14 protein-coding genes are annotated in these 15880 nt (G+C 36.5%); 2 read left to right on the forward strand and 12 right to left on the reverse strand.

All coding sequences use genetic code 11. From position 1 onward, the window contains the following. Nucleotides 1–69: 69 nt before the first annotated feature. The 12 genes from LQE94_RS02500 to LQE94_RS02555 form a co-directional block, all read right to left on the reverse strand. Complete coding sequence (locus LQE94_RS02500) at nt 70–543, reverse strand: low molecular weight protein-tyrosine-phosphatase (protein ID WP_118737062.1); 474 nt, start codon at nt 541–543, stop codon at nt 70–72. Nucleotides 544–722: 179 nt separating this feature from the next. Beyond that, on the reverse strand, nt 723–1922 hold the full coding sequence (locus LQE94_RS02505; RefSeq protein WP_240576906.1) for a site-specific integrase: 1200 nt from the start codon (nt 1920–1922) through the stop codon (nt 723–725). Between the two features lie 136 nt (nt 1923–2058). Continuing rightward, nucleotides 2059–2268 (reverse strand): MerR family transcriptional regulator, encoded by a 210-nt coding sequence (locus tag LQE94_RS02510; RefSeq protein ID WP_240576907.1) that lies wholly within the window; start codon nt 2266–2268, stop codon nt 2059–2061. Beyond that, nucleotides 2265–3080 carry an ATP-binding protein gene (locus tag LQE94_RS02515; RefSeq protein WP_240576908.1) on the reverse strand — a complete coding sequence of 272 codons (816 nt, stop codon included), beginning with the start codon at nt 3078–3080 and terminating at the stop codon, nt 2265–2267. The genes LQE94_RS02510 and LQE94_RS02515 overlap by 4 nt, the downstream gene beginning before the upstream one ends. Then, nucleotides 3080–3607: a replication initiator protein A gene (locus LQE94_RS02520; protein ID WP_240576909.1), complete on the reverse strand. Its 528-nt coding sequence runs from the start codon at nt 3605–3607 to the stop codon at nt 3080–3082. Before LQE94_RS02520 ends, LQE94_RS02515 begins: the two co-directional genes overlap by 1 nt. A gap of 775 nt (nt 3608–4382) precedes the next feature. After that, on the reverse strand, nt 4383–7526 hold the full coding sequence (locus tag LQE94_RS02525; protein ID WP_240576910.1) for a type I restriction endonuclease subunit R: 3144 nt from the start codon (nt 7524–7526) through the stop codon (nt 4383–4385). Then, nucleotides 7516–9444, reverse strand: a complete 1929-nt coding sequence (locus LQE94_RS02530) for a hypothetical protein (protein WP_240576911.1) — start codon at nt 9442–9444, stop codon at nt 7516–7518. Before LQE94_RS02530 ends, LQE94_RS02525 begins: the two co-directional genes overlap by 11 nt. A 6-nt stretch (nt 9445–9450) precedes the next feature. Continuing rightward, on the reverse strand, nt 9451–10665 hold the full coding sequence (locus LQE94_RS02535; RefSeq protein WP_240576912.1) for a restriction endonuclease subunit S: 1215 nt from the start codon (nt 10663–10665) through the stop codon (nt 9451–9453). Further along, nucleotides 10662–12488: a class I SAM-dependent DNA methyltransferase gene (locus LQE94_RS02540; RefSeq protein ID WP_240576913.1), complete on the reverse strand. Its 1827-nt coding sequence runs from the start codon at nt 12486–12488 to the stop codon at nt 10662–10664. The genes LQE94_RS02535 and LQE94_RS02540 overlap by 4 nt, the downstream gene beginning before the upstream one ends. A gap of 19 nt (nt 12489–12507) precedes the next feature. Beyond that, nucleotides 12508–12699 (reverse strand): helix-turn-helix domain-containing protein, encoded by a 192-nt coding sequence (locus LQE94_RS02545; RefSeq protein ID WP_240576914.1) that lies wholly within the window; start codon nt 12697–12699, stop codon nt 12508–12510. Between the two features lie 583 nt (nt 12700–13282). Beyond that, nucleotides 13283–14029 (reverse strand): hypothetical protein, encoded by a 747-nt coding sequence (locus tag LQE94_RS02550; RefSeq protein ID WP_118737028.1) that lies wholly within the window; start codon nt 14027–14029, stop codon nt 13283–13285. Continuing rightward, nucleotides 14014–14973, reverse strand: coding sequence for a hypothetical protein (locus LQE94_RS02555; RefSeq protein WP_118737029.1), 960 nt, complete (start codon nt 14971–14973; stop codon nt 14014–14016). The genes LQE94_RS02550 and LQE94_RS02555 overlap by 16 nt, the downstream gene beginning before the upstream one ends. Nucleotides 14974–15222: 249 nt before the next feature. Here LQE94_RS02555 and LQE94_RS02560 point away from each other — a divergent pair, with 249 nt between their 5' ends. Together LQE94_RS02560 and LQE94_RS02565 are read left to right on the forward strand one after the other, a co-directional pair. Next, nucleotides 15223–15591, forward strand: coding sequence for a S24 family peptidase (locus LQE94_RS02560; protein WP_240576915.1), 369 nt, complete (start codon nt 15223–15225; stop codon nt 15589–15591). Between the two features lie 57 nt (nt 15592–15648). Continuing rightward, on the forward strand, nt 15649–15849 hold the full coding sequence (locus LQE94_RS02565; protein ID WP_118737030.1) for a helix-turn-helix transcriptional regulator: 201 nt from the start codon (nt 15649–15651) through the stop codon (nt 15847–15849). Nucleotides 15850–15880: the final 31 nt, after the last annotated feature.

Raw genomic sequence — 15880 nt, forward strand, 5'->3', positions numbered from 1 at the left:
TTACGTCAACGTATATTCAAATCGTACATTCATGACATGTAACGCACGATATCCCATATTACTGATATGCTAACGCTCACTTATCATATCATGTTCTGTAATATATTGCAAAAGGGCTTCGCATCCTTCTTTTATATCATCGTAAGTAATGTCAAAATTACCTGTATACCATGGATCCGCAATACTTCTCGGAGAATCTGTAAAATCCAAAAGCAACTGAACCTTGTTCTCTGGATCTTCTCCTAAAATCCGCATCATATTTCTTCTATTCTCACGATCCATTCCGATGATATAATCAAATTCATCATATTCTGATTTTTTCATCTGACGCGCCCTGTGATCTCCACAAGGGATTCCCATTTTTTGTAATTTTCGGCGTGTTCCATGATGGACCTGATTGCCGATTTCTTCCCGACTGGTAGCTGCGGAATCAATGTAAAACGAATCCTCCAGACTGGATTTTTTAACTAAATCTTTCATAACATATTCTGCCATGGTAGAACGGCAGATGTTGCCGTGGCAGATGAATAATACTTTTATCATTGTTGCATAACCTCGCATTTCTTAGTTTTTCTTGATATTTCTGGCTTTGTGAGCCTTTGTCAATTTTTGCTTTCTGGCATAAGTTGGTTTATTTTCGCATAATATCGTCCGCAAAAGGTGTAAAATCAGGTGTATTTTTTTAGACTTTACACCTTGCTATTTTTAATCGAAAATCGTAATTACACAATCCGCAGCCGGGCAACTTCTTCTCTGGCATCTTCAAGATTTACGTGCGTATATGTATTCAGCGTTACACTGATGTCTGAGTGACCCATAAGGTACTGTAATGTCTTCGGATTCATCCCTGATTTTGCCATAATGGAACAATAAGTATGTCTGCATACATGTGGAGTAATATTCGGCATCTGGACTTTGTAAATATTATTGTACTTCTGAACAATATGCTTAAAATAATGCTCCCAGTGCAGAGAATAACAGATACTCCCGTTTTTATCAAAGTATAGAAATCCTGCTTTTCCATTCACCATAGGTTCTGCTTTCGGTGGATTTCGTTTTTCTACAATCTTTCTAAAACATTCCTCCACATCCGCAGTCATAGGTATCTTTCTTGTTCCACTGGTTGTCTTTGTTTCTTGAATATAATATCCGATTTTTGATTTTTTCTGCAATTGATGATCAATATTAATCGTATGCTCTTTAAAATCAATATCAGAAATCGTCAGTCCACAGAATTCTGAGATGCGAAGCCCCGTCTTAAACAATATATAAATACCTTCATAGTATTTACTGAAATGTGCATCATCCTTTACAAATTGTAAAAACTTACGTTCCTCCGCTCTGCTGATTGCTTCTCTAGTCACACTGTCATTCACAATCACTTCCATTAGCTGAAACTGAAATGGATTCTTCCTGATCAGATCATCGTCCACCGCCAGCTGAAATGCCGGACGAAGAACTCCACGGATCGAATGAATGGAACTATAGCTTTTCTTTTCTACCTGCTGAAGATGTATCAGCCAACATTTGGCATCTGAAATTCGAACTGTATCAATTCTTCTTTTGCCAAACGGATCTTTCTTCAATAGATTCAGAACTGTTCCGTATCCTGCAACCGTTGTTGGTCTGACACCGGTTTTCGTTGAAGTATATTTTTCAACCAATTCCAGCACCGTCATATTGCCGCCATTTGCTGCAATCTGTTCAAAGTGATCTGCCTGGATTTTCTTCTCCATCTCTCGAAGCGACAATGTACGACGCTTTCCTTTCGGAGTTGCATCGTTACGGTCTAATCGCCAGCTATATACACAGCGTTCCTTTCCCATCTCATCGATATACTTAAATCGATATCTGCCATCAGATAACTGTATTTCTCCATTGTGTAATATACGTCCTCTATGATCTCTCCTTTTTTCACTCATAATATTTTCGTCTCCTTCATCAAATGTTCATTTAACTTGGAAGACCATCTCGGTGTGTTCATTATAACACAAGACATTCTCTTCGCTAAGATAAAATAAACATTATTTTCAACGCTATTTTTGCAGTTCTTATGACTTAAACTGTGCCGGTTGTGTCCAGGTACTCTTCAAATAATTTTCTTTTAAATCGGATGTGTGAACCAACTTCCAAAATAAAATCCGCTCCCTCATTTTCACCTGCAATTTGTCTTAATCTCTTCTCGCCAATTCCATAATATTCTGCTGCTTCGGAAACATTTAAAGAATATTTCTTCCATACAGGTATCGTTCTGTCAGTATTATTCATACGCATTTCTCCTCCCCTCCGTTGGTATCAAGTAACTTTTTCGCTTTCTCCATTTTCATACTCGCAATCACTTCTCGCTTACTTGCACCTCCAACATACATTGGCGTACACATTTCTAAAATGCGATCATAAATACGCCTTTTATCTAACGTGGTCTCACTTTTTATTTCTTTTAGCGGAAGATTAGTTGTGATGATCAAAGGTCGTCCTGAACGGATTCTGCGATCTATAACACCGAAAATAATTCCTAATGCATACTCCGAATTTCGTTCTACTCCAAGATCATCAATAATTAAAAGCTGATAAGAAGCCAATGCATTGATATATTCCGTTTTATCTGCGAGCGGAAATATATCATCGATAATGGTATTAAAATTTGTCATCTTTACCGTTACTTCCCGCTTCAAAAGTTCATTGGCAATGCACCCGGCAATATAACTTTTTCCAGTGCCAACTGGTCCCCAGAACAAACAACCCATATGATTTCTTTTCATTTCTTCCCAGTTATCAACATAATTTTTTGCCTTATGCATTACCGCATCTGACATATCTGCATTTTCAAATGTCCACTCTTCCATTCTGCTCTCGTCAAAACAGATGCTCGTATTTCTACTGACTAATTCCCGGTGCTCTTTATCTTTAAAATATTTTCGTTCTTCTTCATTTGCTTTTCTGTCACAGGCACATTGTCTGGAATGTTTCCTCAGCCCCATGAATCCACCATTTGGAAAATAAGCTTCTTTCGCTTCCCCACAGACTTTGCAATATTGCAAGCCATCACTGCCTACACATACGGTATCTTCTTCTCTCATCACAAACTCTCTCCTTCTCCATAGCAATAATTTACTTCATGATATTTATTTCTTTTATATTTCTCAGTTACTTTACTAGGTGCCATATTTCCGACTCCTGCACAGCCATTTTTATGACCAGATGAAGGTTGCTTTTCCGACTCTGTTATAGCCATCTTTTCATCCGTATTATTGTCAACCGGCTGTAAACCTATCTCATCAGATGGAATTCTCACATATAAATGATTGGGTTTTGAAAATCCACCAGACCTGCGAACTAATAGTCCCACATCATCTAATTCCTTCAATGCTGTTTTTACAGAAGACTTGCATTTGCCGATTTGAACAGACAATTCATCTATTGGAAATATCAGATAAACATTTCCATACTTGTCTATCCAGCTATTCTTTCTCGATATCCGTGCCCGGTCATACAAAATCATATAAAGAAATTTTGCATTTTGAGAAATGCGCAGTTTTAGCAAAAACTTCGGAAACTGGAAGTACTGAAGCATCTGCTCTGACTCCTTCATGTATTCATATTTCATTCTTTTCTCGCCTCATTTCTTTTTCTAATTATTGTAAAAATCATTTTTATGCCAGCTCAAAAATGTCCTTACACATATTCAAAAGATGAAGGGCATAAATACAGGCTCCTGATAGGAATTTTTTATTTTTTCCTGCAAAAAAATGTTCTTACATAATACGAAACGCTGAGAGACATATTTACAGCCCCCTGAGGAGATTTTTTTCTTTTTCGGTTAATTGAATACTTAAAAACAAAAAAACACCCACCTATTCCAGGTGAATGCCTTATCAAAATTTCATTATTTTGTTGTCCGTGATGCTTACTCAGAAACGCTTGCGTGTCTGCTAAAATGTAATTGCCAGCAATTATATTTTCACGTGGGTATGGGGACGTAATCCCCATCAAGGTCTGCTACTCGTAAGTAATACAAAATTGTCAAAATGACAATACTGTAATACACGGGTGGATCTTGCTCTGGTATTTTCTCCTCAGCAAATCAATTTGTAATATTTGGATATTATCCTACGGCCATTCTCTAAGAAAATGTTTCTACAAAAACCCGGTCGAGCCTCCTAATATTATTCGCCATGTCCTTCAGTTCTCCCATTCGTACAGATTTCGCATTCATGAATTCAGGACCTTTTCCGATGTCCTATATATTGCAATCTATACAAACCGTAAAGGACACCGGCCGTAACCATAAGAAAAATACTTATAAAAGACACACCCCATATCTATTGCCAAATAGATATAGAAGTGCGCCCTCTCTAACTTGTTTCTGCCAATTATTTTATTTACGCCACCTGCTTATATCTCATAAACACATACTCAAATATCAGCTTGCGATATTCAAATATTCTCTGATCTGAATAACTTTCCGGCAATTCTTCCCACAGAATCTTTCCAATCAATGTGTCTACCTCAGCCTTGGTCTCCTGCTTGTCAGTCCAGTGATCCAGCTCTGCTATCTTTATTTTAATCTTATCCAACAAATCTACAGCAATCTTCTTAATTTTCTTGATATCCTCTTTGGAAAGATTTTCATCAAAAAGCATATCATACATAGAAAGTTCTTCATCGCTGCTGAATCCTTCACGAACATAGCGCTGTTCCTCTTCATTCATGGAATTTGCCAGATTCATCAGTTCCATAAATGTCTTTTCAATATTAGCCCTATCCTGCTCCGAATTATATTCCTCAATAATCTGCTGATACCGTATGTAATAATCCACTCTGCGAGGATTCTCCCTCATCATGGCATCCAGCCTGACTTGAATCAATTCATCCAAATCCATGAATGCCAGATTTTTCTTTTTAATTCGAGCAAACTCTCTCCGCAATAAATCAAAGTCAATTTTGCTGATATCAAAACGTTTTGCAACTCCACGATCATCCGGTGTTCTCTCAATCACGATATAATCACCCAGAATTCCGTTAATCTGCACCATGATATCTGTATTATCAACATGCTTCTTTTTTTTCTTTAATTCATCAAAGATAGCAATAATGGCATCTTTCCTTTCACGGTCTGCCTTGGAAATATCATCACGATCCAGATATTTCATCATACGATTAAGTTCATTACCGTATGTCATAAACTGTTTCTTTGATTCCCTGGAGTCGGATACTGCATTAGCTGCTGTCAGTAGTAAAGAAATCTTTGCAAAATCCTTTGCATATATCAGATCATCCAAATCAAACTTTTTAGACTTCAAAAATTCAGTGGCCACAGCAATAGTTTCAAGCACTCTTTCTATCAGCTCGCCCTTGTCTATCGTCGGGTCAGTACTTCCATCACCCACATTGGCGGTATAATCAGCAAGTGCCTTTCTCAGAGCTTTAACAATACCTATGTAATCAATAATAAGTCCATTGCTCTTGCCTTCTGCCACGCGATTTGCTCGGGCAATGGTCTGCATAAGAGTGTGTGCCTTAAGTGGCTTATCCAAATACAGGCATGACAAACACTTCACGTCAAAACCGGTAAGCCACATTGCGCAGACAAATACTACTCTCAGCGGATTATCTTTATCCTTGAATTCCTTATCTAACTCCCGCTTTTCCATCTTTTCACGATGATACTTGATATCCAGATTCCATTTTTTGAAGGTCTGAATTTCATTCTGTTCCTGCGAGATAACAACTGCCATCTCCGTTTCCTTCATCCATTTCAGTTTTCTCTCCAATTCCTGGACTTCCTGTTGTGATGCGGTCTGTATCTGCTTTTCTAAATTCTTAATATCGTCCTGCCAATATTTCTGCACAAGATCATACATTCGCACGCAGGTAACTTTATTCAGGCAGACAAACATGGCCTTGCCACTGGTCCACAAATCAGAATAATGTGACACAAAATCCCTAGCTATAGACTTAAGTCTCGGCTCAGCAGTAAGCAAATGTATTTCTTTTTCAAATTCGTGTTCCAGCTTCTCCTCCTGCACCGGATCCATATCCGCAGCTTCAATGGCGTCAAGAATCTTGTCCGTAATATCTGGATTATGGATATCCAGAATCTTTTCTCCTCGATTTTCATAATATAGAGGAACGGTCGCCTTATCTTCTACCGCACGCTTAAAGTCATAAATGGAAATATATCCACCAAAGGTTCGCTCCGTAATATTATCATTAGAAAGAAGCGGTGTGCCGGTAAATCCGATTCTGGAAGCAGTAGGCAACAATCCAACCATATTGTCGGCAAAAACTCCATACTGGCTTCTATGAGCTTCATCAGACATGATAATAATATCGTAATCCGGAATGATTGGCTCGTCCACTTTCTTATTAAATTTCTGTATCAAAGTAAAGATAAAACTCGGATTTCCATTTAACTTATTGATTAAATCCTCTCCGCTTGTCGCTATAAACTTGGATGCCTTAGTTTTGCCCAATAATCCACAATTTTCAAAGGTATCTGAAATCTGGAAATTCAACTCTTCACGGTCCGTAAGAATAACAATGGTAGGAGATCCTGCAAACTTTCTGCGAATCTTCTGGGACAGAAAAACCATAGAATAGCTTTTACCGGAGCCTTGCGTATGCCAAAACACACCCAGCTTACCATTATTCAGCTTACGTGCCTCATAAGCCTTGACTGCTTCATTTACACCAAGATACTGGTGGTTTCTCGCAAGAATTTTAACTGTTTTACCTCCGGAGTGATCAAAAAGAATAAAATTCTCCAAAAGGTCCAGGAAGTTCTCTTTCTTGCAAATTCCGCGCAGCATTGTTTCTAGGGCTACACTGCCCTGCTCCTGTTCGGATAGTCTCTTCCACTCATGGAAAAATTCATACTTACTTCCCAAGGTACCAACCTTAGCTTCCACACCATTGGATAACATCAGAAATGCATTATAATAAAATAACTGTGGAATGGTATCCAAATAATCTGTATAGTTGTCTGTATACGCATTCTGAACATCCACAGAGTTCTTTTTCAATTCAATAAAAAGAAGGGGAATGCCATTTACAAAACCAACAATATCGGTTCGGCGACGATATAGATCACCGTAAATTTTCATTTCCTTTACCGCTAAAAAATGATTCCGCTCCATATCGTCCGGATGCTGAAAATCAATAATCATTGCTCGCTTTTCTTCCATCTGGCCATTTGGCTTTTTCTCTGTAACCGGAATTCCATCTCGGATATATGCATATTTTTCTTCATTAATCTGCATCAATGGTGCGGAGGAAAGATACTTTTCTAAGGTACCCTGGGCTTCTACCACCTGAACGTCCGTAATCCATGGATTAAGCGTACGAATAGCCTTTTGAAAATAACGTACCAAAAGAATATCCTTGTAAGAGCTTCTTCCAAAAGTCCCATTTGTTCCAAGGATTTCCTTATTATAAGCAAGTTCTACCTGCCAGCCCAGTTCATCAGCAAGCAGATGTCCTGCGCTTTCTTGAACTAAAATGTTTTCTGAATAGTCATAGCTCATAGAAATCCCCCTCCTCCTTTATCATCTCGTTAAGACAACAATCGTCATTTATCTTTATGATCATCATTATCATAACTTTTAAAAAGGTATAATAATCCGTAGTCATAGTTTTTTCGTCAGTGATAATCGAGTCATGTATATATCTATTTCTGATAGCTTTTCCATCGCTAAACTCAGAATTATTTAATAAATAGTCAAAGTATTGATATTCCGGTTTGGTTAACAGTTTATTGTCAGTTACGATTTCTCCTTTAGCAATCAATTCTTTAAGTATTGGAGATTTCATATACTGCATTGAAATCACATTTTTCTCATAAAGTTCTTTTAATAGAAGTACTCTTTCTTTTTGACATTTAATAACTTCATCTTCAAGATATATTACTCCTCTTTCAATCAACCATTTTATGGCCTCTTGATTATATGGTTGACAATCTGCAATCCCTATTTCTTCATTCAAAACGAGTTGAACCATATTATCATATTGGGAGCCTGTCTTTTCTGTATATGCAAGCATATTCTGATCAGAAAACATAAAGTTCATTTCTTTAGTAATATCATCACTATTTGCGTAACAGTATTTATTCTTAATCAAACTGGGGACATCCTTTATTCGCGGTGAATCAGTAATATACCTAAATAAGTCCAAATCTATTTCTCCATCATCACAGAACATTTTGTATTTGCTTAATACACCATCAATAGCAGATGCTAATGTCTTGCATTTACTCAAAATGCTGTCATTTGGTTTTGGCATGTTACACGTAAAATTTCTAATTCCAAACTCCTCAAACAAATAACTTTCAAAAAACCATTTTATGACATTCTCAATATTAATACCAAGAACATTCAATTGCTTAACATATCCCGCCATTTGAATATCGGACAACGATTCCAACATATCAAACGCTGTTCCCTTTTTATACATTCCTTTACCTCTGACTGAAAAGAAATCAGACAGAGCACTTTTACCATAATTATTTGATGCGTACGTACATCTGGTCTGGCTATCGGTATATTCAAACAAATATATAAAATTATTAAGCAACGTTGGATAGTCGGTATTACTTTTTATCCATCCAGTATCATATTCTAATGTCCATTTTCCATTTTCATTTCGAATATTTTTTACATTTTCATATGGACCAAACGACACACAAAATCCATATTCATGTGTAAATGCAGACTTATTACTATTCCAAAATTCTGTATTTCTCTGGTCTGCCATTTTTTTCATTTTAGGACTTATTGGTAATTCAGGAGTATATTTTGCATTTATGATAAGCTGCAAGATATTTGGATTAACATCTTCCCCCTTAAGATAAGCCTCTATCAACTTAACTCTCTTATCTACGGTAAAACTCCTTGGAATATATACCTTTTGCGCTTTCTCATGTTCCTCTAAATAATGAGAAACAATAAAGTGTAAACCATATGTCTGCTCTTCAAGCAAAAGTGTAATTTCTTTGTCAAAGTATTCAACAAACGACTTGTCCTGCAATATTTGAAACGTATTCCAATGAAGCCCTTTTAATACATCACATATCTTTTTTCTGGAAATACATGTGTAAGTCTTAAACTTATAAAAGAAATCTCTAAAGTCGTCCCAATAACTCACATAGCATTCATCAAAAATTGCGACAATATTATCCTCTGTAATTGACTTGAAAAACTCATGAACAACATTATTTAATTTCAATGTTTTTCTTTTGTGCTCGCTATATTTTTCTTCCGTCCACCCAGGGATTTCAGAAACGATTTCGAAAAATAATTTTGTATGATAAAGCTCAAATACCTTGTTTATATTTGTCAAATCAATTTGATTTTGAGCATAAGAATCCAGTATGGCGACAACTTTCTCTTCATCGCCATGGAAACATAATCTGGCATCAAAATAATCTTTATGTTCAAAATCCTTCAAAATAATTTACACCTCGATTTCTCCACTGATAAGTTTTGGTAATAAACAATCTCTCACTTGAGATAGTTTTTTTATGTTTCTGCTCAGTACATATATCTTCTCAAATATTGGTTTGCAATAATCGTAATATAGTTTCCTAAGTTCATCGTTTGGATATACCACTTCAATATTTCCAAACTTAGTTTTATTTACATTAGTCATTGTGGCTCCATTACTACCAACACCTTCTAGCAATTCTTTCAACCGCTTCATTGATGAATATACATAATATAAATCTTGCTCATTATTTAGAATAATAGAATTAATCTGCTGATTTGTTTGACATAGTTCAATTGCAATATTCACTAAACCAACTGTTGCAATACAAGAAACCATGATTCCGTTCTTTGGAATATACTTATTCTTTTGCGTGTTTGCCCCCTCATTAGTTAAAGTAACCTCTGTAGTTATAGGAAAAACACAACCATGCATATCAGGTATTTTTATAAAAGGAATATTGCCTCCATAATACTGTTCTTTAGAGGTAGAAGGTGTTTTTCCTGTTATGATTTCTCCCAAATCAGATATTTTTTTCTGGATCCAGCTTTCCGGAATTCCATCCACAATTTTGCAATTCTCATATCCAGGAAATCTCAAATCAACAAACCATTCCTTGTATAGGCGCTGGGTTACCTCTTCGAGAAGTTTAATTTGTTTTTCATTATTATAAATTAATTTGTCATATGTAGATAACACATTAGCAATCCGATGCTGCGTCCCTATATCAGGCACTTCTGCTTCATACACTGCCAATCTTCCTTGACTAAGATTTTGGATATTCGCACCAATTGCAGTTCCCGACATTGCTTTTCTAAAACCTTGATTTTTAAAATGGTATGCCCAAAAAACCGGGTCATGCTTTTCTAAATCCTTTAAACGTGCTCTGATGCAAAACCCTGAAAATGTAATCTTTGTCGGTGGATTCTGTATCAACATACATCTTCCTACTAATTCCTTGTTACCGTTTGACCTTACAAAAACAATATCTCCATCAACAAGTAAATCATTTTGACGAACAATATCTTCTTTTACTTCCTCAAGTTCTTTATAATCCGGGTAAAAACGATTTCTAAAATTAGATACCCCAATAAGTTTTATACCTTTAGAATACGCTTCTTTTCCAAAATTTAATCCATTGCCAAACTCAGCTATATCACCCAGTTTTACTCTCGTCCAACTCATACCCCCATCTCCTTCATATTCTTTGAAATGGTATCCATCAAATCATTGGACTCAGCCTGTAATGATAATAATTCCCGATGGATTTCAGCCATTCTTTCTTCAAAGTCAACATCATCATCTTCAGCCGGAGCTACACCTACATAAGCACCGGGAGTAAGAGACCATCCTTTTTCTTCAATTTCCGACAAACTTGCCACTTTGCAAAGCCCCAGGATGTCTTTATATTCTCCTTCACCAAATTTCTCATAAATCCAGACTGCTTCCTTAGCCACAGTAATCTCATCATTTTTTGCAGCTATCATTTCATCATATTTAGCCTGAATTCGTTTTTTATCCTTTCTATCAGCCTGTTCTATTTCCAGCTTTGCTTTCTTCTGCAAATCCTTTAATTCATTCTTTAAAAGATGCAGAGTCTCCTCAAAAGGAATCGCCTGTCCCAGAATTTTTCTATATTCCTCTAATAAAGCTGTATACTTGTCCTTTTCTCCACGATACAGACATACTATGGCATTCAGATTCTTTAACTGCCACTCGTTCCACTCATTCAAAGTGCGGTCTACTACGGTATAATAATTTCTGGCATCTATAAACAGAACCTTATCCTTCAGTTCCTCAGCCTTTCCTTTATCAAAGAACCATAGAGAACATGGCAGGCCCTTCGTATAAAAGAAGTTATTGCCTACAGAAACCATTACATCCACATGACCTGTCTTCACCAGTTTTTCACGAATCTCTTTATCCCGTCCCTGACTGTCTGTTGCAGAAGAAGCCATAACAAAACCTGCACGACCTGTCTCATTCAGATATGCATAGAAATAAGAAATCCAAAGATAGTTTGCATTTCCTATTTCCTTATTTTTGTTTTCCTTTGGCACACCAAAAGGCAGTCTTCCAGCATTGGCTGCTGTTTCTGCCTTTACCTTATCTACATTAAACGGTGGATTTGCCATAACATAGTTACACTTGCCTTCCAGATGATGGGCATCATGATAAAAACTGTTTGCTTCATCACCAGATTTGATTATACCGGTAAGTCCATGAACCGCCATATTCATAAGGCAGAGCTTAGCATTATATTCTACCTTCTCCTGTCCATAAAAAGTCATACTCTTATTAGCCTGAAGTCCAGTCTCATTTACGAAATCACCAGTCTGCACAAACATACCGCCTGATCCACATGCCGGGTCCAAAAGTATTCCGTTCTTTGGTTCAAGGATATTTACAATCATTTTTACCAGTGATTTTGGGGTAAAGAATACACCATCGTCAGACGCAATGTTTTTTGCAAATTTATTCAGAAAGTACTCATAGATACGTCCGATTACATCTCCACCCACTTCATCCAAAGCGTTGTTATTAAAGATTCTGAGCAGTTCACCAAGAAGCTCATCCGAGAAATCGGTGTAGCTTTTAGGAAGAACACCTGTAAGCTGATCACTCTGCTGTTCCACCAATTCCATGGCATTATTCACCACTTCCCCCAGACTTCCCATGGTCTGTCCGGATACATTTAATAGTCCCAGAGAAACAATATTCTCCGGAAGATTTACCAAATAATCAAACTGTGCCTTTTTAGGAAGGAACAATGCACTCTTAGCCGTGAAATCACTTGCCTCTACTGGCATCTTACGACCATTTCTTACCGGTCTATCCTTTAATATCTCTTCCTCAACCATTTTGTATCTGCTATGTGCATATCTTAAGAACAGCAGTCCCAATACGGGCATACAGTATTGATTCGATGTAAGTTTTGATCCCGCACGCAGGAGATCCGCAGACTCCCACAAATCTGCTTCCAGCTTCTTAATACTTGCCTTATCCATTTATCTATATCCTCCGAAATTAATTACTTTTTTTCTGTTTAAGCTTTTTGGCCTTACGTGGGTCTATCGGTTTTTCTGTTCCAACTGGAATGAACCACATTCTGCCTTTCTGAATGGCTCCTTCAATTCTGCCTTTCTTGCAATATATAGCCACCCATCTTTGGGATACATTCCACTTTTCTGCACATTCCGCCGAAGTTAAATATTCCATGTGTTTTCCTCCAAAAATGTATAAAAACTTAATTTAATTATATTCCATCAAGCGAATACTTTCAATTGAATTCTTCTTTGCTACAAACTTAGCGCTTTTTCAATGACTACATTTCACACATTACTTTGCACTAAAAAGCACTAATTTCCTAATGTATCAAAGTTTGGATAATCAAAGATTTTAATGGGCTTTCTAGCACTAATATGTATAAACACGAAAAAAATCAACCGCAAATTTTTACGATTGATTTTGAGTGTAGTATTCTTTTTTTTCAAATGAATTGTAACAACCATTCCGATCCGATCTTCCAAAGGTATAAATAAGGTGTAAACTATTCCTTTCTATCTAGAAAACTACATAAAATCAAGGCTTTCGCAACATACATTAAATATTGCCTTGGCAAACAAATAGTATTTTTATCATTGTTGCATAACCTCGCATTTCTTAGTTTTTCTTGGTATTTCGGGCTTTGTGAGCCTTTGTAAATTTTTGCTTTCTGGCATAACCTGGTTTATTTTTGCATAATATCGTCAGCAAAAGGTGTAAAATGGGTTACAAATTAACTGTATAACACATCACATTTTTATCCAAATACTTGCTTCAATAATTCAACAACATCCTCGTTTTTCAGCCCATATCTTTTCAATGAATTTTGATCAAATGGTTCTAGCTCCAATGAATCAATAAAGCTATGTATATCGGCATCTACTGCTACCGGCAATTCTTCTGTTTTTTCAAGCATAAGTTCCGAAGCAATACGCAAAACATCTTTTTTATGCTTCTTTATGTCACTAGAATCCACTTTTTCGCCTAAATCTTTTCGCTTTTGTAAATCAAGATATGCTTTTGCTTTAAAAAGAATGATATATTCTGGCCTTAAAACAGAAAGTCCATTTCTCACTTCTTTTCCATTGAGTAGTGCCTTATAGTAATCATCATTCAAAAGGATTGCTGATAAACTGGAGACTTCATCATCAATATGAATTGGAGTAATTCCTTTCGCATTTTTTAGTTTAAAATCACTTCTACAAAACAATTCGATCATTTTCGGAAATTCATCGTCTTCTGGTTTATCAAACCTATAAAATTGAGGGTTGCTACCGTTTGTTGCTTTGTTTCTATATTTTCCATCAACGATAAACTTCCAAAATTTCTCGCCAAACTCCGGCGTTAGTGCTTCAATAATCAAAACCATATCCAGATCTCTTGTTGCCCTGAAATTTACTTCATTGCTTTCAAACAGAATATCACAGGCTGCGCCACCTATTAAAACATACTGTTCTTCATAATCTTTTAAGTACTTCTGAAATGTATCTAATCCCTTGACCATACATATTCCTCCAACATCTCATTAATAGAAATATCTACCCGTTCCTCTTCTTGCTCTTCTTCTGTCAGTGACAGTACTACACTCAAAGGGTCCTGCAAGCCTTTTCCCAAAAAATCAGTGAAATATCCAACTTCCAAAACAACACACCCAATTTCTTCCAATTCACTTGCTTGCTTTTCTTCTTTCACTCCACTAGCTTTCAGCTCTTTCTTCGTTACCGCATAGGTAGGATAAGCGTTATCGGACAAAAGAGAATACTCGCATAAAGCAGAAATACCTGCTTTCTTTTCAAGTTTCATATCTTTTCTCAATATAAATCTTCGGATCACTGGATTTCTTAACACACTCTCAATCTGCTGCCATAATTGTTCTCGGTCATCCGGAATATTGATAACTCTTGATTTACCTTTCATGCCCAACACCTTAACATTTAAATATTCCAACTCATCAAAGCACCGACTTGCAGATTTTGTTGACACTTCCAAACGTTTCGCCGCATCAGATACTCTCACTTCATTCCAACGTTCATAAATGGCAATCAAAAGCATTTTTTGCGTCAAAAATGAAATTAAATGAACTGGTGGCAATTCTCTTTCATTTTCCTTACTCAGCAAATAACCAATAAATGGAAGAAATACTTGCTTTCCATCTATAACAAAAGGAATTCCTTCTTCCATCAATTTTTCTTTTATATAAAATGTAGTTCGATCAAGAAATATTGCACAGTTTAATCCTGTCATTTTTTCTACGCCAGCTCTGTCTCTACGTAACATAACAAGTCCGACATCCTCTTTGGGATGAATAGCCATCCATAATACACCATTCATCTCTACCGTAAAAATATTATATCTTCCACGATATGCTAACGGGAGCTTTTTATATACCTCTTTATTCTCCGTCATTATTACATTTTGCTGTAATGATTTTTCCAAAAATTCTTTCATATTAATCACCTTTTTATAAAATGTGACTCTTTTTACGTCACATTTATAATTTATCATGTGTTATTTAATTTTTCAAGTAATATATGATCACATAATCTAAGAAAAAAGACGCAAGATTCAACCTGCGTCTTTACTATTCTAACTAAGCCGATTCGGTCTTCCAAAGGTATAAATAGTGTGTAAATTCTATACTTTCATCCAAGAAATCCAATAAAATCAAGACTTTTGCTCCATTCCTTAAACACTGTCGTGGCAGATGAAAAGTACACGTATACTCATAAAAACTCCTTTCAAAATGCGCTATCCTGCTGTCATCTTGCACCTGAGAAGACGGATTTTGGAATCCGCATATCTGGTGACAGTATGGAACCAATGTATCATACCGGAGATGTTGCATGGGTTCATAAACAAGACAGTATCTCCAACGGTGAAATCGGTATCTTCTATCTCAATGGCAATACCTATATCAAAGAGCTGCATGACGGACCAGATGGAGTTTACCTTGTTTCATTGAATGAAAAGTATCATCCAATCCAGATTTATGAATCTGATTCTTTTAAAATCTTTGGGAAAGTAATCGGAAAATGCAAAGGGGCAGAAATCCCTGGTTTTCATTAAAGATCAACTGCAGACTTCTAGCCTGCTCCTGCTGAAAATAATAAAGGAAGTGATAAAATGGCAATTAACAACACACTTAAAGATATCCGTGAAAAACGAAATCTCGTTCAGGCGGATCTTGCAAAAGCTGTCGGTTCTTGCAGTGATACCATCGGACGCATTGAGCGTGGTAAGCGAAATGCTTCTCTCGAAATTGCAATCCGTCTGGCACATTATCTGAAAATGCCAGTAGAAGAGATTTTTCAAATTGAAGACTGACCCGCAAATATCAGAAAACCGAGGACTGTTC

Origin of the sequence: Mediterraneibacter sp. NSJ-151 (assembly GCF_022487435.1) — a bacterium.
GTDB lineage: Bacteria > Bacillota > Clostridia > Lachnospirales > Lachnospiraceae > Schaedlerella > Schaedlerella hominis.